The sequence below is a fragment of the Lysinibacillus sp. G4S2 genome (assembly GCF_030348505.1).
Classification (GTDB): domain Bacteria; phylum Bacillota; class Bacilli; order Bacillales_A; family Planococcaceae; genus Lysinibacillus.
On the sequence record NZ_JAUCFJ010000002.1, the window covers coordinates 4296152 to 4319374 of the forward strand.

Annotated in this window: 22 protein-coding genes and 1 pseudogene; 11 read left to right on the forward strand and 12 right to left on the reverse strand. The window is 37.3% G+C overall.

The genetic code is table 11. The features are described 5' to 3' along the window. Positions 1-62 precede the first annotated feature (62 nt). Together QUF91_RS21895 and pruA are read right to left on the reverse strand one after the other, a co-directional pair. On the reverse strand, positions 63-1256 hold the full coding sequence (locus QUF91_RS21895) for an ornithine--oxo-acid transaminase (protein WP_285395172.1): 1194 nt from the start codon (positions 1254-1256) through the stop codon (positions 63-65). A 236-nt stretch (positions 1257-1492) separates the two neighbouring features. Further along, entirely contained in the window at positions 1493-3037 is a 1545-nt protein-coding gene (gene pruA, locus QUF91_RS21900) for an L-glutamate gamma-semialdehyde dehydrogenase (RefSeq protein WP_285395171.1), read from the reverse strand. A 145-nt stretch (positions 3038-3182) separates the two neighbouring features. Here pruA and QUF91_RS21905 point away from each other — a divergent pair, with 145 nt between their 5' ends. Further along, positions 3183-4490, forward strand: coding sequence for an AAA-type ATPase lid domain-containing protein (locus tag QUF91_RS21905; protein ID WP_285395170.1), 1308 nt, complete (start codon positions 3183-3185; stop codon positions 4488-4490). Positions 4491-4820: 330 nt separating this feature from the next. On the opposite strand, the gene yugI is transcribed toward QUF91_RS21905, so the two are convergent. The 4 genes from yugI to QUF91_RS21925 all read right to left on the reverse strand — a co-directional run bounded on the left by yugI (position 4821) and on the right by QUF91_RS21925 (position 7901). Next, a complete protein-coding gene (gene yugI / locus QUF91_RS21910; protein ID WP_285395169.1) occupies positions 4821-5198 on the reverse strand; it encodes a S1 domain-containing post-transcriptional regulator GSP13 in 378 nt (125 codons plus the stop codon). Between the two features lie 86 nt (positions 5199-5284). Then, positions 5285-6919 (reverse strand): hypothetical protein, encoded by a 1635-nt coding sequence (locus QUF91_RS21915; protein ID WP_289419311.1) that lies wholly within the window; start codon positions 6917-6919, stop codon positions 5285-5287. Next, the gene (locus QUF91_RS21920; protein WP_289419312.1) at positions 6912-7460 is read right to left on the reverse strand and encodes an RNA polymerase sigma factor; all 549 of its coding nucleotides are present in this window, start codon (positions 7458-7460) and stop codon (positions 6912-6914) included. The genes QUF91_RS21915 and QUF91_RS21920 overlap by 8 nt, the downstream gene beginning before the upstream one ends. Positions 7461-7745: 285 nt before the next feature. Then, positions 7746-7901, reverse strand: coding sequence for a hypothetical protein (locus QUF91_RS21925; RefSeq protein WP_289419313.1), 156 nt, complete (start codon positions 7899-7901; stop codon positions 7746-7748). A 109-nt stretch (positions 7902-8010) separates the two neighbouring features. Here QUF91_RS21925 and QUF91_RS21930 point away from each other — a divergent pair. After that, positions 8011-9347, forward strand: a pseudogene (locus tag QUF91_RS21930) (sodium-dependent transporter). A gap of 105 nt (positions 9348-9452) precedes the next feature. On the opposite strand, the gene QUF91_RS21935 reads toward QUF91_RS21930, so the two are convergent. Beyond that, entirely contained in the window at positions 9453-9713 is a 261-nt protein-coding gene (locus tag QUF91_RS21935) for a DUF1871 family protein (RefSeq protein ID WP_285395162.1), read from the reverse strand. Positions 9714-9785: 72 nt separating this feature from the next. Between QUF91_RS21935 and QUF91_RS21940 the strand changes: the two genes are divergently transcribed. Further along, complete coding sequence (locus tag QUF91_RS21940) at positions 9786-10955, forward strand: MalY/PatB family protein (protein ID WP_289419314.1); 1170 nt, start codon at positions 9786-9788, stop codon at positions 10953-10955. Positions 10956-11084: 129 nt separating this feature from the next. Here the strand turns inward: QUF91_RS21940 and QUF91_RS21945 are convergent, their stop codons facing one another. From QUF91_RS21945 to QUF91_RS21955, 3 genes are all read right to left on the reverse strand, one after another. Continuing rightward, positions 11085-12554 (reverse strand): IS1182 family transposase, encoded by a 1470-nt coding sequence (locus QUF91_RS21945; RefSeq protein ID WP_289419315.1) that lies wholly within the window; start codon positions 12552-12554, stop codon positions 11085-11087. 228 nt (positions 12555-12782) lie between these two features. Next, complete coding sequence (locus QUF91_RS21950) at positions 12783-12995, reverse strand: hypothetical protein (protein ID WP_289419316.1); 213 nt, start codon at positions 12993-12995, stop codon at positions 12783-12785. 22 nt (positions 12996-13017) lie between these two features. After that, a complete protein-coding gene (locus tag QUF91_RS21955) occupies positions 13018-13605 on the reverse strand; it encodes a peptidylprolyl isomerase (RefSeq protein ID WP_285395159.1) in 588 nt (195 codons plus the stop codon). A 464-nt stretch (positions 13606-14069) separates the two neighbouring features. Between QUF91_RS21955 and QUF91_RS21960 the strand changes: the two genes are divergently transcribed. Beyond that, positions 14070-15923 (forward strand): transglycosylase domain-containing protein, encoded by a 1854-nt coding sequence (locus QUF91_RS21960; RefSeq protein WP_289419317.1) that lies wholly within the window; start codon positions 14070-14072, stop codon positions 15921-15923. Between the two features lie 152 nt (positions 15924-16075). Here QUF91_RS21960 and QUF91_RS21965 read toward each other — a convergent pair whose 3' ends face one another. Continuing rightward, on the reverse strand, positions 16076-16639 hold the full coding sequence (locus QUF91_RS21965) for a DUF5366 family protein (protein ID WP_285395157.1): 564 nt from the start codon (positions 16637-16639) through the stop codon (positions 16076-16078). Positions 16640-16792: 153 nt separating this feature from the next. Between QUF91_RS21965 and QUF91_RS21970 the strand changes: the two genes are divergently transcribed. The 7 genes from QUF91_RS21970 to mnhG are packed head-to-tail and all read left to right on the forward strand — an operon-like array spanning position 16793 to position 22551. Beyond that, on the forward strand, positions 16793-19207 hold the full coding sequence (locus QUF91_RS21970; protein WP_289419318.1) for a Na+/H+ antiporter subunit A: 2415 nt from the start codon (positions 16793-16795) through the stop codon (positions 19205-19207). Then, on the forward strand, positions 19194-19616 hold the full coding sequence (locus QUF91_RS21975; protein WP_285395154.1) for a Na(+)/H(+) antiporter subunit B: 423 nt from the start codon (positions 19194-19196) through the stop codon (positions 19614-19616). Before QUF91_RS21970 ends, QUF91_RS21975 begins: the two co-directional genes overlap by 14 nt. Beyond that, entirely contained in the window at positions 19616-19957 is a 342-nt protein-coding gene (locus QUF91_RS21980; RefSeq protein WP_053593262.1) for a Na(+)/H(+) antiporter subunit C, read from the forward strand. Before QUF91_RS21975 ends, QUF91_RS21980 begins: the two co-directional genes overlap by 1 nt. Continuing rightward, positions 19950-21437 carry a Na+/H+ antiporter subunit D gene (locus QUF91_RS21985; protein ID WP_285395152.1) on the forward strand — a complete coding sequence of 496 codons (1488 nt, stop codon included), beginning with the start codon at positions 19950-19952 and terminating at the stop codon, positions 21435-21437. Before QUF91_RS21980 ends, QUF91_RS21985 begins: the two co-directional genes overlap by 8 nt. Positions 21438-21441: 4 nt before the next feature. After that, positions 21442-21921 (forward strand): Na+/H+ antiporter subunit E, encoded by a 480-nt coding sequence (locus tag QUF91_RS21990; RefSeq protein WP_285395151.1) that lies wholly within the window; start codon positions 21442-21444, stop codon positions 21919-21921. Continuing rightward, entirely contained in the window at positions 21918-22199 is a 282-nt protein-coding gene (locus QUF91_RS21995) for a Na(+)/H(+) antiporter subunit F1 (protein WP_289419319.1), read from the forward strand. Before QUF91_RS21990 ends, QUF91_RS21995 begins: the two co-directional genes overlap by 4 nt. Then, positions 22183-22551: a monovalent cation/H(+) antiporter subunit G gene (mnhG, locus tag QUF91_RS22000; RefSeq protein ID WP_289419320.1), complete on the forward strand. Its 369-nt coding sequence runs from the start codon at positions 22183-22185 to the stop codon at positions 22549-22551. Before QUF91_RS21995 ends, mnhG begins: the two co-directional genes overlap by 17 nt. A gap of 42 nt (positions 22552-22593) precedes the next feature. Here mnhG and QUF91_RS22005 read toward each other — a convergent pair whose 3' ends face one another. Beyond that, positions 22594-23064, reverse strand: a complete 471-nt coding sequence (locus QUF91_RS22005; protein ID WP_289419321.1) for a GNAT family N-acetyltransferase — start codon at positions 23062-23064, stop codon at positions 22594-22596. Between the last annotated feature and the right edge of the window lie 159 nt (positions 23065-23223).

The window sequence follows — 23223 nt, forward strand, 5'->3', positions numbered from 1 at the left end:
TTTTAATGATAGTATATCGGCATCATTGTAACATACTTCCGAATTAAAATGTGAACATTTTGTTAAAGATTAAATACTTTTTCAATTTGCGCAATCGACCAGTCTAAATCTTCTTGTGAAATAACAAGTGGTGGCGCAAATCGAATGACTGTATCATGTGTTTCTTTACATAATAAGCCCAATTCTTTAAGTTTTTCACAATACGGACGAGCTGCCTCTGTTAATTCCATTCCGATAAATAAACCACGACCACGAACTTCTTTAATCACCGGATTATTAATGTTGCGTAATTTACCTTTGAAATATTCACCTAGCTCTTGAGAACGCTCTGCTAATTTTTCATCTAGTAATACTTTAAGTGATGCAATAGAAACCGCACATGCTAATGGATTACCACCGAAAGTAGAACCATGTGAACCTGGATTGAATACACCTAAGATGTCACGATTTGCAGCTACACAAGAAATTGGGAATACACCGCCACCTAGAGCTTTACCTAAAATGTACATATCAGGCTCTACATCTTCCCAGTCACATGCAAACATTTTACCTGTACGTGCTAAACCAGCTTGGATTTCATCTGCAATGAATAAAACATTGTTTTCACGACATAACTCGCGAGCAGCTTTTAAGAAGCCTTCTGGTGGAATAACAATACCAGCTTCCCCTTGGATTGGTTCAATTAAAAACGCTGCAGTGTTTGGAGTAATTGCTGATTTCAACGCTTCTAAATTACCGTAATCTACCAGTTTAACGTTCGGTAACATTGGACCGAAGCCACGACGATATTCTTCGTCAGATGATAAAGATACAGCAAGCATTGTACGGCCATGGAAGTTTCCGTTACATGCAATGATTTCAGCCTTGCCATCTTCTACACCTTTTACATCATATGCCCAACGACGAGCTGCTTTAAATGCAGTTTCTACCGCTTCTGCACCTGTATTCATTGGTAATACCATTTGTTTATTCGTTAATTTACCAACAAGCTCATACCATTCACCAAGGTTTTCGCTATAAAATGCACGAGAAGTTAATGTTACTTTATCAGCTTGCTCTTTTAACGCAGCGATAATTTTTGGATGACGATGCCCCTGATTCACAGCAGAATAAGCTGATAGCATATCTAAGTATTTGTTACCTTCTGGATCTTTAACCCAAGCACCCTCAGCATCTGAAATCACGATTGGTAGCGGGTGATAGTTTGCAGCACCAAAATTTTGAGTTTGTTCAATAACCTGTTGTGTTTTTGTCATATAATATTCTCTCCTTACTTTCATGATGAAAAATCTCTGGAAGACTATGTTCTTCTAAAAGATAATTTACTAGACAGCATTTTCTGAATAAAGAAAAAACAAGAATCTGCTCGCTTCCCCTAGGTAAAGCCGCCTCGACGTTTGCTACTGCGGTTCTTGCCAGGCTTGCTTTCCCAGGAGGAGTTTCGCAGATTCTTTTTAATCCTATTACTTACAGAAAAGCCTTATCTTGAACATTACAGCATTTCTGAAGTTGTTTTTGCTTGCATGTGAAGTTGTAGATAGTCAGGGCCACCTGCTTTTGAGTCTGTACCTGACATATTGAAGCCACCAAATGGTTGGTAACCTACGATTGCACCTGTACATCCACGGTTGAAGTATAAGTTACCTACATGGAAATCTTCACGTGCTTTTTCTAAGTTCATACGATTATTTGTAATAACCGCACCAGTTAAACCGTATTCAGTATCATTTGCAATATCAATTGCATCGTCGAAATCTTTAGCTTTTGTAATAGCTACAACTGGTCCAAAGATTTCTTCTTTCATAACACGTGCATTGCGGTCTACGTCTGCAATTACTGTTGGTTGTACGAAATAACCAACTGAATCATCAGCTGTACCACCTGCTACAAGGCGGCCTTCCCCTTTACCAATCTCAATGTAGTCTGTAATTTTATTGAATGCTGCTTGGTCGATAACTGTTGCCATAAAGTTGCTGAAGTCTGTTGGATCACCAACAGTTAGTGCATTTGTAAGCTCAACTACACGATTCACAACTGTTTCATATACATCTTCAACAATTACTGCACGAGAACATGCTGAACATTTTTGACCTGAGAAGCCGAATGCTGATTTTACAATAGATTGTGCAGCAAGCTCTAGATCTGCTTCTTTATCAACAACAATTGTATCTTTACCACCCATTTCAGCAATTACACGTTTAATCCAAATTTGACCATCATTTAATACCGATGCACGTTGGTTAATACGTAAACCTACATCACGTGAACCAGTGAAGCTGATGAAACGTGTTTTTGGATGATCAACTAAATAGTCACCTACTTCTGCACCAGAACCTGGCACAAAGTTCACAGCACCTGCTGGAAGACCTGCTTGCTCTAACACTTCAATAAATTTATAAGCAACTACAGGAGTTGTTGAAGCTGGTTTTAATAATACAGTGTTACCTGTTACTAAAGCTGCAACCGTTGTACCTGCCATAATTGCGAACGGGAAGTTCCAAGGTGAAATAACAATTCCAATACCTAATGGAATATAGTCATAACGGTTATATTCGCCTGGACGGCTTTCTACAGGTTGGCCTTCTTTAATACGTAGCATCTGACGTCCATAGTATTCTAAGAAATCAATCGCTTCTGCAGTATCTGCATCGGCCTCAGCCCATGGTTTACCTGCTTCTTTTGTTAAAAGTGCAGAGAATTCATGTTTACGACGACGGATAATTGCTGCAGCTTTGAATAGTACATCTGCACGAATAGCTGGATCTACTTTTTTCCAAGTTTTAAATGTTTGATCTGCGGCTTGCATCGCTTTTTCAGCTAGTTCTTTGTTTGCTTTTGATACGCGACCAATTACTTCTGTTTTCTTTGCTGGGTTATATGAAACGATTTTATCTTCTGTAGTAATACGTTCGCCACCGATAATAAGTGGGTAGTCTTGACCTAAATAACTCTCAACTTTATTTAATGCCTCTACATATGCGTTGTAATTTGCCTCTTGAGAAAAATCTGTGAATGGTTCGTGTTTGTATGAAATCATACTTAATCCTCCCTCGTGAGATGTGTTTTAAGTTTGCAAAAAACATTGACGCAAAATATTTTTGCGTTTAGAATATTCTTACACTTATTATAATGCAAAATTTCGTTGCATATTTCAAGTAAAAAATTTTTGAGGTGCATATTTTATGAAAAATTCTGAACCCTTACTACCTTTTTATGAGTTTATTGCAACAAACGTAACCGTTGGTATTCATGCCGTTGACCTTTATGGCAAAACAATTATTTATAATACAAAGATGAAAGAAATTGAAGGATTTCATTTTGATGAATTAGCAGATCGTTCTGTTATTGAAATGTTTTCCTTCCGCCAGCATGAAAGTACTTTAATGCGTGTTTTACAAACAGGACAAAAAGAAATTAATGTAAAACAAACTTATTGGAATAAAAATGGTCATGAAATTACAACTATTAATGATACATTCCCACTTTATGCTGAAAATAAACTAATTGGAGCTATTGAATTTGCTCGTGACATTACATCACTCGAAAAGCTTGTTTATCAGCCGCTTCGCCGATATGGTGAGCCTTTAACATTCGACGTGATTACATCTGTTTCCGAATCGATGCAACAGGTTATCGCAAATGCCAAGAAAGCAGCTGCTGTGAAATTACCTGTTTTACTAATTGGCGAATCCGGTACAGGAAAGGATTTAATCGCAGAGAGTATTCACCATGCGGCGTCTTCTGATCCTGAAGCATTTGTCACACTAGTGAGTCGTCGTTCCGCTCAATCTGTTTTAGATAAATTACAGGAGCTCTTGCAGGATGACAGGGCATACACTTTTTTCTTTGAACGCATTGATTTTTTAAGCCTCGATATCCAAGAGCAACTATTAGATGTATTACAATCCCTTCCACAGTCTAAGTACATGCTCATCGGGAGTGTTGGTAGTGATCCGATTACACTGATTGCGGAAAAGAAGCTTTTAAAATCACTGTATTATTTCTTTGCAACAATGGCTATTACCATTCCAAATCTAACAGATCGAAAAGAAGATATTCTTCCATTCGTATATGACTATTTTAGCCGCCACCGTGAACGATTTGCTTCAAATGTAGCGGAACTTGCACCTGATGTAAGGGATTTATTTTTGCAATATGATTGGCCAGGAAATTTAAAGGAACTTGAGCTATTACTCGATGAAATTGTGTCGTTTATGACAACTGAGTCAACAGTTACCTCAGATTTACTCCCACTGCACTTTCGCTTCAAGGTGCAGCAGCAAGACGAATCTAATCATGAGCCAGAGTTCTTTATGTTCCATCAACAAAATGATGTTATGCCACTCGATGCTTATTTACGTGAAGCCGAATCATATTATGTGCAAAATGTCTTAAATTTATATGAAGGCAATATTACAAAGGCTGCTACTGCACTTGGCATGAGTCGCCAAAACCTGCAATATCGAATTCGAAAAATAAAAAATCAATAATTCCCGGCTATAAATCAATTATGCCTCGGCATAATTGCGTCCGGAATCGGCTGAAGGCTTTAACTTCTTTAAGCGAATATTTAACAAGTTGAATAACAAAAAAAACGAGGATACCTTCAATTTTGAAAGCATCCTCGTTTTTTTATCCCGCATTAACAAAGCAGTAATTTATCTGTGACGAAAGCGAAGCGTCAGGTACAAAACTCCCGCCCCAAAATTCAACAAAAGCAAAGAAGTTAGGTAAAATAACTGCCTGTAAAAGCACGATTGGTGAAGACAAATAATCAGTGGGAGGTAAAGACCCTCCACTGATTAAAGTTTTACTTTATTTTATTGTCCTGACTGCTCGATCCAGTCCTGTAATTTATCTTTTAGGGAATTAAAACCATTCGCATCCGATTCATCTACACGGTCCTGCAATGATTTACGTGGTGGCGCATCTTTTTTACGTAATGTTGCTGGGCGCTCCTGCAAAGCTCGAATCGATAAACTAATTTTTTCGGCCTCTTCATCGATTTCAAGTATCTTCACTTCTACCTCTTGCCCAACTGATAAAAATTCACAAACGTCCTTTACAAAGCCGTACGTAATTTCGGAAATATGCACAAGGCCTTGTGTATCTTCATCAAGCGCAACAAATGCACCGTACGGCTGAATTCCTGTAACTTTTCCAGTCAACACGTCTCCTAATTCATATTTTTTCACCATAACCTTTTGCCCACTTTCTTTTTGATTGCTACGTATATATCACGTTAAATTATAACATAGGTGTAAAAGTGGGGCAAAAAATCTCCTTATTTGTTAATAGCACTAATTAGGTAACGTGTCCCACCATTTTCGGTTACTACAGAGGTTAATTTAAAGGATAATTGCTGTCCAATTACTTTATGCGCCTCACTTTTTACAGTAGCTCTAATATCAAGTGGCGATTCTCCTATTTCATGAAGCGCTGTAAAATTTTCCATTCCTTTAAACTGCACAACTGTATTGATATCCACATCATCTGACAAAAGTTTTTGGGCTACTTCTCTATCATTAATCCCATAAGCATATAAGAACAAACTAACAATGTTAATTGGATCTAAAGTATCGATCATTGCATCATCCTTCGTTACAACAAATGCATTGTAAAGTAATTTAGTTTGCTCAATCCAATTGTCATTAATCGCTATACTTGTTGTTCCATCTTGCGTCTGCATAAATATATCTTCTCGCAAATGTAATATTCCCATCCATATATCGTATGTTGTTAATTGGTCTAGGGTTTTAGATTGTCCCGTTAACTTTATTTCATTTAGTATTACTTGCGCTGTTTCACGCATTGCCTCACCATATTCTCCATTCGCAATGATAGCTAATAAATCCACGTATTCAGACTTGTATTGCCCATAGTTTGTACGGATTGGATCAGTTTGAGTTCCTTTAAAAATGGCAAGCCACGTATTTTCAAACTCTCCCTTTAATAAATTATAATTATCATTCTCAGTGGAATCATCCCCTAAAAGTGTTTGTTCATATAGGCGCAAAATAGTTGCAGAATCCTCTATAGAATAACGTAGATCCCCACCAACAAGTAATGAGCCTGTAGCCAAATATTTAAAATATCCTAATACATCTGGATGCAGGCGTTCAATATATTCGGGCGCGTCTTTCCCGAATACAGGATTAGGTCGAAAACTATAACTTTGTCCATTATATTGTAATTCTAAATATTGCTTATTAGCCGAAGCAATCAATTGATTTAGTTCTGCAGGGAAGCTTTTTGGTTGCTGAGATAAAACTTTTTCATACTGAGTAAGTTTATTAGAATAATAGCTTGCAATGTCTTCAGCTAAGTAATGATAATTACTGTAAAAGTAATTAGATTCTTCAAATGACATAGGATCTTCGTAAGTTTCAATTTGTTGTATAAGCTCACGCGGCGTTTGTAGATTTTCCAATATATCTTTTTCTAATCTTTTTAAAGAGTCATTGTTCCGCCTATCAAGTATTAACTCACTTCTTTTCGTTAAATCACTAAAATTATCGTCAGCACTTTGAACTGAACTTATTTCACTAAACTCTTTCTCTGGTATGTCGAGCTCTTTACGCATTTGCTCACGCTTTTCTTGATATTTCTTCGTAACGTTTGAAAGCCATTCGTCATATTCTTGTTCTTGTTCAACTGTTTGACCAGTTGTTGTTTGATTAATCACATACGACGAAACGAGAACACCCACTAAAAGTACACTTGCAATGCTTGCTATCCAGACGGCTGGCTTTTGCCATTTTGAGGGAGGCTTTTGAGTTGTATTGGATTGTTCTGTTTGTTGCATTGCATTTTCTGCCTCAATTTGTGCGAAAACAGCTTCTGGATCTAGCTGTGGTTCTATGCGATCATAGGATTTTTTTAGAAGCTCCATTCGTTTTTCAAACTGTTTATCATCCATTTTCAACACTCCCCTCTTCCATTAACACTGCTTTGAGTTTTTCCTTTGCACGTAATATACGAACTTTGACAGTTGATAACGAGATATTTAGTACCTCCGCTATCTCCTCATACTTTAATTCATGGAAGTAAAATAATATAAGAGGATAACGATATTTTTCATCAAGTGCTTGAATGGCATTATGTAATAGCCTATCCTCCTCAAAATTAAGGACATGCTTTTCTGCTGAAGATGAGGGCGTTTGTTGCTGAGCACTTAACCTTTCTTCCTTTTCCTGCTCTCGATGTTGTTTGCGATAATAATCACGTGTGGCATTTAGCGTGATTTTATAGAGCCATGTCGTAAAACGATCTTGCTTAAATTGATGTAAAAAACGATAGAGCTTCACAAATACCTCCTGTGAAACATCTGCTAAATCATTACTATGCACGCCGCATTGAAAGGCAAATTTTTCAACTGTTCGTTGATGAATTCGGATAAGTTCTATATAAGCATCTTTGTTTCCTTGCTGTGCTCGTTCGATTAATTCAGTTTCTGTCATTATCATCCCTCCTTTGTGTATGGAACGAAACATCGCTCCCAATTGTTACATATTTTACTTATTATAAATCCATGTACTTTTGCCAGTAAGATTTACAACTTCCGCCAGTTGAACCTCTTACTTCGCTGCTAACTCCTCTAACTTCGCCGCTAACTCCCCACACTCCGCCGCTAACTCCCCAAACTCCGCCGCTAACTCCTCAAACTTCGCCGCTAACTCCTCTCACTTCGCCGCTAACACCTCACACTCCGCCGCTAACTCCTCTAACTTCGCCGCTAACACCTCTCACTTCGCCGCTAATACCCCTAACTTCGCCGCTAATACCTCTAACTTCGCCGCTAATACCTCTAACTTCGCCGCTAATACCTCAAACTTCGCCGCTAATACCTCAAACTTCGCCGCTAAAACCCCTAACTTCGCTGGTTGAACCAAATATTTCACTACTAGAACTACCTCTGCTGTAGGTACGAACTTAAATTTACTGAAATTTGCTTGTGTTATGAAAATATTGCGGTAAAATAAAACTTTAGTATAAGGAGGATTTATTTTCGTGTCTTCAAGAGATCAATTTACAACTAAAATTGGGTTTATTTTAGCTGCCGCTGGAAGTGCTATAGGGTTAGGGGCTATTTGGAAGTTTACATGGCGGGTACGAATGGCGGAAGTGTCTTTATTTTATTATTCATCTTATGTACATTTATTATCGGCTTGCCGGTGTTAATTGCAGAATTTATGATTGGTCGTCGTGGGCAAAAAGATGCCGTCACGTCGTTCAAGGAACAAGCACCAGGAACTCCGTGGTACTTGATAGGATGGGGTGGCATGATTATTGCCGGTCTAATACTTTCATTCTACAGTGTTGTTGGTGGTTGGATTTTAAGTTATTTGGGCCGTGCCTTTACATTACAGCTGAATAATCCTGGTTCCAATATTAATTATGCAGATTTGTTTAATAGCATCATTTCAAGCCCATTTGAAGCAGTGCTTGTACAAGGGTTGTTTATGCTTTTAACGGTAACGATTGTATCCGCAGGTATTAAAGGTGGGATTGAAAAGGCTAGCACTTGGATGATGCCTCTTTTATTCATCTTCTTCATCGTGTTAGTTATTCGCTCCTTAACTTTGGACGGCGCAATGGAAGGCGTCAAATTTATGTTCGTCCCTGATTGGTCATACTTAAATGCGGAAACATTTTTAAAGGCGCTTGGACAAGCATTCTTCTCGTTAAGCGTCGGTATCGCAGTAATGATCACATATTCTTCCTATCTATCCAAAAGTGAGAAAATTGGAAACTCGGCCATCAATGTTGCATCCATGAATATTATCATTTCTTTACTTGCAGGCCTAGTAATTTTCCCAGCAGTGTTCGCACTCGGCTATACACCAGATCAAGGTCCTGGCCTCGTATTTATTATTTTACCTGCTGTTTTTGAGCAATTACCTCTTGGTGGACTGTTCTTAACGATTTTCTTTGTACTTCTACTATTTGCAACAGTCACTTCTTCGATTTCCATGTTAGAAATCGTCGTGGCAATCGCAATTGGAGACAAGCCTGAAAAGCGTAAGAAAATCGCTTGGATCGGCGGGATCATTATTTTTATCGTTGGTATTCCAAGTGCCCTATCATTCGGCATCCTTTCCGACGTAAAAATTTTAGACCGCTCTATTTTTGATTTTGTAGACTTTTTAACCAATAGTATAGGTATGCCAATTGGAGCCTTTCTAATTTCCATCTTTGCAGGCTATTATTATACAAAGGACATTTCGCGTAAGGAGCTTGCATCCTCAAATCTGATGTTCAACATTTGGTATTATTCAATTCGTTATGTTTCTCCGATTGCCATATTAATTATTTTCATTCAGGGGATTTTACCGTTATTTAAATAATTTTGTATTTAAAAAACGAGGTTGTCTCAATATGAATGACAACCTCGTTTTCTATAGAAAAGCAAAAGCTTAGATCAATTAAATTGCGTCCGAATCGGAAAGAAGTTAAATAATACATTTTGCTTCAAATTTTATTGCAATAAGTTTGTATGAAATGGCTACACAATTTTCAAATGGAATCCATTCTTCAAACGAATGCTCGTAGGTTTCTTGAATAACCTTTGCAAGAACAGATGGATCATCAATACCTTGCAATGCTGCTACAACATCTGCCGTTTCAGTATCATAATGGTCTGGACCTAAGTTAAATGGATCCCACTCCTCTAGCAGATGTACGGCTGCTTGATTCATTTTAATATTTTCCAACATGCTCACCTATTATCCTTTTATAATACTCGTATGATACCATAGTAAAAAAAAAAGAAAAGAGTGATTTGCTTGTCTATTTTCGATCAAACTATTAAACGTCGTTGTACCAACTCTGTAAAATGGGACACAATGGAAAATGTCTACGGACTTAAAGATGCTTCAGACATACTACCAATGTGGGTAGCTGATATGGACTTTGCTGCTCCAGCAGCCGTATCAAAAGCGCTACAAGAGCATGCTGAAAAGACTGTTTTCGGTTATAGCTTTGTTAGTGATGAAGCTATACAGGCGATAGTGGACTGGCAAAACATTCACCATGATTGGCACATTGACCAAGAGTCAATTGTCTTCTGTAATGGTGTTGTCGCTGCTTTAGCAAATAGTGTCTTGGCACTGACAAATCCAGGAGATAAAGTTCTTATTTCCTCGCCAGTCTATCCGCCATTTTATAACATCCCAAAAAGTAATGCTCGAGAGATTGTTAGCTGTCCTTTAGTCGAAAAAGATGGAACATTTGTCTATGACTTCGAAGCTTTTGAACAGGCACTTGCTCAAAACGTGAAAGCTTACATATTATGTAATCCGCATAATCCAGGGGGCTATGTATGGGATGAAGCCACATTAAAGGAAATCGTGCGCCTTTGTGCAAAATATGATGTAGTGATTATTTCCGATGAAATTCATTCTGATTTAATGTTAGATGGCTCAAAACATACGCCACTAGCAAAAATTGCTGGGGCTGAAATTGATCGTATTATTACATGTATGGCACCAACAAAAACATTTAATTTAGCGGGTATTCAGGTTGCCTATATGATTGTCACGGATAAGAAAAAGCGTATGTTGCTAGAGGCAGTTAATATGGCTAGTGGGCAAGGCTCATTAAATACCTTTGCTTCTGTTGCACTTCAAGCTGCTTATACAGAAGGGTCTCCATGGTTAGAAGAAATGCTTACTTATATTTCTAATAATATGGACTATGTAATTGCTGAATTAGAACAATTACCTGGTATTCATATGACAAAACCTCAGGGTACTTATTTGCTTTGGATTGATTATCGAGAATTAGGACTGGACGAAAAAGAAATCATGAAACGCTTGCTAGAAAATGGCAAGCTTGCATTAGAGCCAGGGACAAAATATGGCGAAGAGGGTCGCGGCTTCTTGCGTATGAACGTTGCTTGCTCATTTGACACAGTAAAAGACGGCGTTCAACGCTTTAAGCAAACACTTCAATAATAGATAGCGAAGGATATCTCAAGTTTCTCGAGGGCACTGAAAAACATCCAGTTTTTATTGTTGAAAGAGTTTAACTTTTAAAAAAAGACAACTTCTTGTTCATATCGAACAAAAAGTTGTCTTTTTCTATTATCCTTTACTATTTTTTTCTTTTAAAAGGCTGATGATTCGTTTCAAATTCACGGCGAAGATTGCTGTTGCACCTTGTATTTCCATACCAAATAGACCCGAAGCTACTGCTGTATCGTACCCGTGTCTATTCTTTAATTCACTATTTTTTGCTTCTATTTTATAACGAGTACGTGCGAGTTCCTTAAACTCTTCACTGTTTTGGAATGCCTCTTGTTCCTTATGTTCAGTAGATTTGATTGAAACTGAATACGTTTTACTTTTTGCCCCTTCTTTATAACAACCTTCGCGGAAAGGACATACTTTACATTGTTCGATATCAAAATAATAGGTATCTCTTTGATTTTTCCCTTGGTTTTTCTTTCCTGTCCGTGCTTTACGAATTGCCATGTGCCCAGCTTTACACACGTACATACTAGCATCTTTATTAAACTCAAATTCGTCTTCTTTTGTTCGTCCACCTTGTGTGATTTGTGGATTTAGTTTAGATATAAGTTGGAATTCTTCTTTTTTTGCATACTGGATATTGTCTTTTTCAGAATATGCTGTATCACCAATGACTGTATCAATTGCCATGCCGGTTTCTTTACTTTTTTCAACTAATTCCTGAAGGTATTTTCCATCACTCTTCTCGCCAGTGGTTACCACTGCAGCTGTAATTATTCGCTCATCACTCATCGCAATATGTGTTTTAAAACCAAAGAAAGAAGAATCCGCTGATTTATGTCCAACACGTGCATCTGGATCTGTTGAATAACTTAACTTCTCCTCATAATCCTGTACCACTTCTTTTAAGACATTTAGTTTTTCCTTTACAGCTGGAATCATCTCAATTTGAGGTTGAGACTCAACTACCTCAATGACTTGACGACAGTAATCCACTTCAACATTTATTTCGTTAGAATTTGTCTTTGGTGGGAAATTCTCTTTCATCGATTCATCAATTTGATAAACAGCTTTTCTTAGATTTTTTGATTTCTCTTGTAAATATTCTATAGGTGATTTTTGATTATAACGTGCTTTTGTATGGGTGGCATCCACGATTATTGCTTTATTTTTAATGACTTCTTTCTCTATAGCAATCTCTACAGTCTTGCCAATGAGCATATCTAATAAGCTCATATCTTGGAGACGAAGCTTACGGAATTTCGTTAGTGAACTTGGATTAATGACAGAGTCTTCTGGTGCCATATCTAAAAAATATTTAAACGACATATCATATTTAGAGCGTTCTACCACATCTACATCAGATAAATCGAATATTGATTTTAATAGTAAATATTTAAACATGCGAATAGGAGGCACTGCATTACGACCATTATCAAGACAATATTTATTTTTCAGTTCGTCCAAAATAAAAGAGAAATCAACAAGTTCATTTATTTGACGAAGCATATTATCTTTCGGTACAACAATGTCATAAATCGCCATAAATGGACTGAGATTAAGAGATTCTTGGTTTGAGATCATCGGGATATCACCTACATACTTTTAATATCATTATTATAAAGTAAAAAGGCAGTTGAAAGTTCGATTAAATCGAACTTTCAACTGCCTAATTTAAATAGTGGACTTTTTCAGTGCCCTCAGTTTCTCTGAGGTATCCTTTTTTTAGTTTAGAAATATAGTGGAGGTTAATGATAAAAGCCAAATGCCTCACAGTTATTTTCGACTGCGAGGAATCTGGCTTTTATCATTTTAATCATCTTGCTGATTATTTGTATTTTTTCTCTCAGCTAGAATACGTGCTTCGATTTCCTTTGTTTTCATTTCTTGTTTTTTAGAAATTTTACGGAAAATAAGAAATACAATAACGCATAAAATAAGCATTATTAAAAATTCAAAAGCTGCTGGAATATAGCCTGATTTATCTTCAGGGAAATATAGAAATTGATACATTAAACGTTCCATGTTTTACACGTCCTTACAATTATTATTCAAAAACTGTAATTGACTCGATTTTCACATCTTCTAATGGTTTATCACGGAAGTCTTTTTCTACATCTGCAATTTTGTCTATAATGTCCATCCCTTCAACAACATGACCAAATACTGTATGTTTATGGTCTAACCAAGGTGTACCACCATTTTGAGCATATGCTTCAATAATTTCTTCAGGGAAGCCAGCACCTTGTAATTGGCGAAGCATATCACTTGGAAGGTGTTTCATTTGTACAATAAAGAATTGTGAACCATTTGTGTTTGGACCCGCATTTGCCATTGAAAGAGCACCACGAAGGTTAAATACTTCATCAGAGAACTCATCCTCGAAAGAGTTACCCCAAATCGATTCGCCGCCCATACCTGTACCAGTTGGGTCACCACCTTGAATCATAAAGTCTTGGATAACACGGTGGAAAATGATGCCGTCATAATAACCTGATTTTGCATGACCTAAGAAGTTTTCAACAGTTTTTGGTGCGTGCTCTGGGAATAATTTAATTTTAACAGCACCTAATGTTGTTTTCATTTCTACAAGTACTTCGCCTGTTTGTACTTCTGTTGTTAATTGTGGAAACATTAAAGTCTCTCCTTTAAATGTAAAATTTCATTTTTAATGTAAATGATAGTAGTATATCATTTCTGATCTCATTTTAGTCTACCATATTTCTTAATGGTTTTCTGCACCAAAGTATTGACGATTTATGCACTTTTATTTTTTTGCTCATCACCATAACGTTGGGTTGATTTCCGTTCCGGCTGAGGGCGTCCGATGAGCCGCTTGAGCCAAAAGGATGTTCGTCACGAAGGCGTTATCACAGGACATGATGTTTTTAGCCTTCGTTCCATTATGGGATCGTACCCATCAACACATATAATAAACCAACTCTATAAAAAAATATTATGTATTTAGACATGTCAACAGTTCTGAATACTGCTATCCGAGATTTTTGACAAAGTGCAAATAGGTCCGAACGAGTATTTTAGAAACCATCCAAATTATGTTATTCTGTTGAATGACCCATATTTAGAGTGGAGGCACATATGAAAAAGGCTTGTGGTTTTTTTATCATTTTACTATCCTTACCTGTCCTTTGGTGGATCAGTACAAATATTAGGACAGAAATTAATTCGGCAACAGCTCATGAGGAGCAAATTGCTGATGCTATTCATTTACCGGAAGTACAGTCACAGCTTCCAATAACACTTATTGATCAAAACGGGCAAACGTTTAGCGAGGAATATGTCGAATGGCGGCAGCCTCTAACGTTACAAGAAATCCCACAAATTGCCCAGGAAATTTTTATTGCAAGTGAGGACGCTCATTTTTATGATCATATCGGTTTTGATCTCAGTGCAATCGTCCGAGCAGTGGTTGCTAACTCAAACTCAAATTCTGCATCTCAAGGTGGTAGTACCATTACACAGCAGCTTGTTCGCATGCGCTATTTATCCGATGAGAAAACATATGAACGAAAGCTAACTGAGCTTTTTTATTCCTATGAGCTTGAGAAAGAATTTGATAAAGACGCGATTTTAACGATGTATTTAAATGAATCCTATTTTAGCAATCAAGTTTATGGAATCGGCGGTGCGGCTACATATTATTTCCAGAAACCACTTCAAGAATTATCAGTTGCTGAAATTGCATTTATTGCTGCCATTCCAAATAACCCTTCACTTTATAATCCTTTAAAAAATTTTGATAAAACGAAGGCAAGACAGGAGCGGCTATTAGATACTCTCGCAGCGAGTGGTGCTATAACAACAGAAGATGCAAATACATATAAAGCTGAAACGATAACGTTAAATGTAAAAAATAAAGTTCAAAACTATCCAATGTACAGCACATACGTCCTACAAGAGCTTAGATGGTTAGTTGCAGAAAAAGAAGGCTATGCAGACCGTCTTGCAAATACACAAAGTGAAGAAGAAAAGAAAAAAATTAAAGCACAGTTAGACAATCGACTCAATACATTATTTCAAAATGGACTAACGATTTATACCGCACTTGATCCTAATAAACAAGCACATGATGAGAAAAAAATGACAGCAATTCTAGGCCCAGGCAAATTACAAGCTGCTGGAGCAGTTATTGATAATAAATCCCGTGAAGTTGTTAGTATTTATGCAGGGAAAGACTATGAAAAATATGATTTTCATCGTGCGTATCAGGGTACAAGGCAGCCAGGCTCTGCCTTTAAACCGTTAGCTGTATATGCTCCTTTCTTTGAAACGACAGCACATACACCAGATTCTAAAGTCAGTGGTGGCAGTTATTGTGTCGGTTCATTTTGTCCACAAAACTATGGTGGCTTTACGTACGGTGATGTTTCAATTCGGACAGCATTTCGATATAGCTATAATACATCGGCTCTCCGTCTCCTTAACACAGTTGGGATTGAAACAGCCTTTAGTTACTTAGATCGTTTTAACTTCCGCTCCATCGTGGCAGAGGACCATAATTATGCTGCTGCTTCGTTAGGAGGATTAACGTATGGTGTTACAGCACTTGAGCTAGCAGATGCCTATACGAGCTTTATAGACGGCTCATACGTATTGGCTCATAGCATTCGTAAAGTGACAGCAGCTGATGGAACTGAGCTATTCAGCTGGGATACAGAGCGCGATCAAATATGGTCACCGAAAACGGTAAAGTATATGCGTTCGTTGCTTGCGGATGTTGTAGCGAATGGTACAGGACAGGGTGTTTATAGTAGAGGCAACTATATCGGTGCCAAAACAGGAACAACCAACAACTATCGCGACTACTGGCTTGCTGGATTAAATAATGAGTATACTGCAGCAGTATGGCTCGGCTATGATAAGCCACAATCTATGGAAAGCTTAGAAGCTTATAAGATTCATCATAAGCTATTTAATGTATTGATGGAGTAACCACAAGAACTGAATTGAAGCAATTTCAAAGGATGTAACGCTTTAGCCAACACGACTACTATCCTCTGAGCCAGCCAAAATTATGATAATGACAAAAGGCAGCAGGAAGAAATCTCCTGCTGCCTTTTGTTGACGAAAAAGAATGGTGTATTTTATTGAGCGAACGGTAAACTCGCCAAGATGCCATTATACAATTTTAAAACGACGTAAACTAAAAGTGATAATAATATTGTCCACATAAAAAGCTCAAATACTAGTAGCCCAATCGTTCCACTCATAGACATAAAATGGCTCATTTTATAGATAAGATAAATAAAATAAATAAAGACAGTTAACACAAAGATACCTATTAAAACATAAATAAATTGAATAGCAAAGGCTGAGCATATTGCACCAACAACTAAAATTATGTAACCGCCTCGTGCTTGATGAACTGTCGCACCATCATTGTCTTTTGAAAAAAATAACATCCCTAGCTCATGAATAGTTTCTCCTACTAACTTTAGTGCTGAAAATAGCATAAAAAAGATGACAGCAAAGACAATTAGCAAAAAAATACGTAGTTCGAAATCAGATAAAAATTCACGCATGCCAGAATATACGCCAATTGCTTGAAAAACTTGCAACGATTCACTTACAGCATACATCCCAAATGTTAAACTAAACAAAAAAATTGTAATCAATGGTAGATAACCATAAATATAAGGGTTCTTCATAAAAAATTTTTCCTCTGATTCCTATTGATAACTTCCTATTTATAATATAGCCAATTTTCTTCCACTATCGCAAGCTAAATCCTATTAGTGCATATGCATTCGTACAAAAAGTACGTTATAATTGACATACTACCTGCATAAAGGAGGATTTTTTTGTTACAAGTACTTTATATTTTCATTCCAATGCTTGCCGCAATATTTGTGCCATTTTTATATAAAAGCATTAAAAATGTTCATACAGGCTGGTTTGTTCTTGCAGTACCTGCTACACTTGCGATTATTTACGCCTCTTATATCCCAAAAGTAGCAGATGGTGAAGTATTTCTTGAAGAGCTTCCTTGGATTCCATCGCTCGATATTTCCATCGTTTCTTATATAGATGGACTTAGCTTGCTATTCTCATTACTAATTACTGGAATTGGCTCATTGGTCGTACTTTACTCTATTTTTTATTTAGACAAACATAAAGAAAAATTACATAATTTTTATGTTTATTTATTATTATTTATGACCGCGATGCTTGGAGTAGTACAGTCGGATCATTTAATTACTTTGTACTTCTTTTGGGAGCTAACATCTATTTCATCATTTTTACTAATCGGCTACTGGTATAACCGTGATGCCTCTCGCCTTGGCGCACTGAAGTCTATGATGATTACGGTCGGTGGCGGCTTAATGATGTTAGGAGGATTCATCCTTCTTTATTTAATGGGAGGAACGTATTCAATCCGTGAACTTATTGTTATGGCACCTGATTTAGTGGAGCATCCGTTGTTCACATGGTCGCTCGTTTTAATACTTTTAGGAGCCTTTACGAAATCTGCACAATTCCCATTCTACATTTGGCTACCAGATGCAATGGAAGCGCCAACACCAGTTAGTGCATACCTTCACTCCGCAACAATGGTAAAAGCAGGTATTTATCTAGTTGCACGTTTTACACCAATTTTTGCGGCTTCCGAACTTTGGGTATGGCTCGTTACAGGTGTAGGTATCTTAACTTTGTTCTGGGGATCTTTCTTTGCAGTGAAGCAAACCGATTTAAAAGGGATTCTTGCATTCTCTACAGTGAGTCAGCTTGGACTTATTATGTCATTGCTTGGAGCTAGTGCCATAGCATTTCATGGCAATGGAGCAACAGATACGATCAAATTTGCTGCTTTTGCGGCAATTTTCCACCTTATAAACCATGCGACGTTTAAAGGTAGCTTATTTATGATTGCAGGTATTGTCGATCATGAAACAGGTACACGTGATATTCGTAAACTCGGTGGCTTAATGAGTATTATGCCGATTAGCTTTACAGTCGCAGCAATCGGAGGCTTATCAATGGCTGGTCTACCACCATTTAACGGCTTCTTAAGTAAGGAAATGTTTTTAACTGCAATGCTTGCACTTCAAAATTTTGAATTTTCCGGCTTTGAAACATGGGGAGCCCTCTTCCCTATTATCGCTTGGGTTGCAAGTATTTTCACATTTATCTATAGTTTCTATTTTGTCTTTAGAACATTTACTGGTAAATATACACCAGAGAAATTACCTCATAAACCACATGAGGCACCTTTTGGCATGTTGATTTCGCCGATGATTTTAGCAGCATTAGTCGTAACCATATTCTTTATTCCGAATCTGGTTGGTGATACTTTTGTAAAGCCAGCAGTACAAGCTATTCAACCATTCTTATATGATTCACCACAGGATGTTGATATTCATGTATCAGCGTGGCATGGTGAAATTACACCAGAATTACTCATGACAATTGGCATAGTAATTGTTGGGACTCTATTGTTTGTAGCATTACCGAAATGGCAGGGCATCTATCAAAAATTCCCACGCGCTTTGACATTAAATAATGTATATGACAAGATTATGCTCGGACTAGACGTTGGGTTAAATCGTGTATCACGTCTTTATATGACAGGCTCTATGCGTCATTACTTGCTATATATGTTTAGTAGCATTGCAGTGATTGTACTAGGTTCTTTATTTGTGAAAAATGCCTTTTCAATCTCCTTCCAAGACACTGCACCTATTCGTCCTTACGAAATCATTTTAGTTGTCGTTTTAGTCATTGGAACGGCCATTACAATTTTGGCAAAGTCACGTCTAACAGCCATTATAGGTCTTGGCGCTGTCGGCTACACGGTGGCATTATTCTTCGTTATTTTTAATGCTCCTGATTTAGCATTAACGCAACTTGTCATTGAAACGATTTCTGTTGCGCTATTTTTACTAGCGTTTTATCATCTGCCTAAGCTTGGCAAACGAGAAGAACGCATGAGATTCCAATTAAATCGTGCGATCGTTTCAATTGCTGTCGGTGTTATGGTAACGCTTTTAGCACTGTCCGCCCAATCACAAAAATTGATTCCAACTATTTCGAAGTATTATGAGGAAACAGTTTATTCAAAAGCCGGCGGTGGAAACATTGTCAATGTAATCTTAGTAGATTACCGTGGCTTTGATACATTATTTGAAATTACAGTGTTAGCTATTGCTGGGATGGCTATTTTAGCAATGATCAAGCTACGCATGAATAGAAAGGGGAAATCACATGAAAACAAATGATGTCATTATACAATTTACAGCAAAAATTGTATTCTTCATTATTTTCTTCTTCTCCATTCATATTTTTCTTGCTGGACATTATACTCCTGGGGGCGGTTTTGTAGGTGGACTGTTAACATCGAGTGCCGTTGTGCTCTTAGTCCTTGCCTTTGATTTAAATACGGTTCGTAAGGTATTACCAATAAATTATACGTATTTAACAGCAATTGGCTTACTACTAGCCTTTGCAACGGCCGCTTTCCCTATGTTTTTGGGCAAACCGTTTTTTACACATTTCTTTGATTATTTCGATTTACCGCTTCTAGGCAAACAGTCATTACACACGGCTATGCTTTTTGATAGCGGTGTCTATTTGGTTGTTGTCGGCGTTACGATGACCATTATTCAAACGATTGGGGAGGATGAATAGTGGAAATAATTATGGCGTTTGTCATCGGCTTTCTGTTTATGGCAGCGGTTTATTTAATCTTATCTAAAAGCTTATTGCGCATTATTATCGGGACAGGTCTTTTAAGTCATGGTGCCCATCTTCTTATTTTAACGATGGGTGGACTTGGCGGGGAAGCACCCCCTGTTTTAAAAGAAGGGGCTAAAACATTTGCGGACCCTTTACCACAGGCGCTAATTTTAACAGCCATTGTTATTAGCTTTGGGGTAACAGCGTTCTTCCTTGTACTTGCTTACCGTTCTTATCAGGAGCTCGAGACAGATGATATAAGCTTAATGAGAGGAAGTGATGAGGATGAATAACTTCCTTCTACTACCAATTATCATTCCGTTCTTCTTCGGCATAATTTTAATGTTTGGGCAAAAAAACTTAAAATACCAGCGTTCATTCGCTTTGCTTGGTATAGGACTTGCACTTATATCAGCCGTTTCGCTGCTTATAAAAGTTAAAAATGATGGTATTCAAAAGTTAACGTTTGGAGATTGGCCTGTGCCTTATGGCATTACGATGGTTTCTGATATGGTGTCCGCATTGCTTGTCACAACAACGCTGATCATTACCTTCTTTGTTGTTTGGTATGGCTTTGGTTCCATCACAAAAGAACGTGAACGCTTCTTCTATTATCCTGGGATTATGTTTATTTTAACTGGGGTTAACGGAGCATTTACGACAGGCGATATTTTTAACCTTTTCGTGTTCTTTGAGGTATTGTTAATGGCCTCGTATTTACTCATCGTTCTCGGGGGCGAAAAAGGGCAGCTGAAAGGTTCCATTAAATATATTTTAATCAATGTTATTTCATCTGCATTATTCGTTATTACAGTTGCCTTCCTTTACTCTGTAGTAGGTACATTAAACATGGCAGATATTGCAGTAAAAATTGCTGAAATCGATCAACCAGGCATTATTACTGTTATAGCTGTACTATTTTTAATGGTATTTGGGTTAAAAGCGGCTATTTTCCCGCTATACTTTTGGCTTCCAACATCTTATGCGGCAGCACCTATACCAGTGTTAACGCTATTTGGTGCACTACTAACAAAGGTCGGCATTTACGCTATTACTCGAACGTATACATTGTTCTTTGTTCATGATCTATCGTATACACATGATTTACTAATGGCATTAGCAATTGCAACAATTATTGCGGGCTGCATTGGCGCACTTGCCTATCATGATGTGAAGCTCATCATTATATATAACATTGTCATTGCTGTAGGTGTTATTTTATTCGGTGTATCTCAAATGAATGAGGTTGCCCTAAAGGGTGCAATGTTTTATTTAATTCATGACATGCTTATTAAAGCAGCGCTCTTTATGTTGATCGGTATAATCATCTACATTACCGGCACATCTGATTTACGAAAAATGGGCGGTCTTATGAAGAAATATCCTGCTCTTGGTTGGTTCTATTTAATTGCTGCATTTGGTTTAGCAGGAATTCCCCCACTTAGTGGCTTTGTCGGAAAACTCTTAATTGTACAGGGAGGTTTTGAGGCAGGCAGTATGTGGAGCAGTATTTTTATTTTAGCTTCATCACTTCTCGTTTTATTGTCAGTAATTCGTATTTTCCTTTATGCCTTCTGGGGTGAAGAAAAAGAAACAAAGGGTACTGTCGATAAAAAAGTCTATCGTACACTATTTGTGCCTACTGTTCTTTTAGTGCTCATTACCGTAGCATATGGTGTTGGCACTGAATGGATTACGCCATTTATGGACGATGCGGCAAAACTATTAAATGATCCATCTATTTATATAGATGCTGTATTGAAGGAGGATTAGTGCTATGGCATTTCAAATTATTTTAAATTTTGCACTTGCCTTCGTCTGGATGTTCCTTTCTTCTAATTACACGGCATCAGGCTTTATTGTTGGGTTCATTCTCGGTATTATATTGCTCGTTATTATGCGTAGATTTTTTACTACACGTCTTTACGTCTACCGTATATGGGCAATTATTAAGCTGACGTTACTCTTTTTAAAGGAATTAGTGTTAGCGAATATACAAGTTCTTCAAGTGGTCTTAAAGCCTAAGTTGGATATGCAGCCTGCATTCTTTGCCTATCCGACTGTTTTAACACAAGAATGGGAAATTACTTTATTATCAAGTCTTATTACATTAACCCCTGGTACAGTAGTAGTGCATGTATCAGATGATGCAAAAACTTTGTATGTACATGCTATCGATATTAGCGATGTCGATGAAGCAATTACAGCAATTCGAGATTCATTTGAGAAGGCGATTTTGGAGGTGAGTAAATCATGACAACATTTATTATTACTGCAATTGTGGTGATTTGCTTATCGTTGGTTGCAGTTATTTATCGAATGGTTAAAGGACCTTCTGCATCAGACCGTGTAGTAGCACTGGATTCATTGGGTGTGTCAGTCATTTCGCTAATTGCACTATTTTCAGTATTGGTTGAAACAAGCTTCTTCCTTGAAATTATATTATTGTTAGCGATCTTATCGTTTATCGGTACTGTTGCTTTCTCTAAATTCATAGAGAAAGGAGATATCATTAAACGTGACAATTCTCGCTAATAGTTTAGTTATCTTTTTCATTTCTGTAGGGGTGCTATTTATTGTCGTGACAGCCATTGGTCTTGTCCGTTTACCTGATTTGTACACACGCGCTCACGCTGCCTCAAAAAGTGCAACACTCGGTGTCATGTGCGTACTCATTGGCGTATTCTTTCACTTTTGGCTGATTGAAGATCACTTCAATCCCCGCATTTTGCTAGGTATATTATTCCTGTTCATCACAGGTCCTGTTGGAGGACATATTATGACTCGCTCCTCATACATCGCTGGTGTAAAACCTTGGAAAGGCACAGTACGTGACGATCTCGGACCTGAAATCGATCGAATGAAAAAAGAACAAGGCATTAAATAACTAAATGGCCAATGAAATCATCTAGACTTCATTGGCCATTTTTTAATTACTTGATAGCATATAAAATTCCTTCTCTAAACCGATACCTTCCCAAAAGTTTAATGCTAAGTCATTTTCTAAATCTACATAAACATTTACTATAGAAGTATCGTGTTCGTCATTAAACCAATTCACTAAATCATCTACTAGACGTTTAGCAACCTTCTGTCTTCTATATTCTGATACTACGTAAACTTCGTCTATTTGACCATAATTCATATCGTATATAAAATCCTTTTTAATCGAAGCCATTCCAAAACCTATCATTTCTTTGTGTTCATTAGTTGCTATATAAATGGCTCCATATTTTGATTGAATATAATGTTCTAGCTGTTCTTGAATGCCATTTCTTTCACTTTCCTCTAATTCACATTCTGCTGTTTCTTTAGCATTTCCATTCCATAGTTCCAGTATTTCATTTAATAATTTTTGACTTACAACATCCTTGGTTAATAATTGTATATGTATGCTCATTTCTTTCATCTCCTATCACATTTGATGATTAAATCATCTCATAATAATTGGAATTATCCAAAGAAATTGGGCTAATAACCAAAAGTTGTGGATGGCATTTGTTAAAACGTATGCCATGTAGGTTGATCCTCGTTCCTGTTGGGCGACTCCTTGAGGATA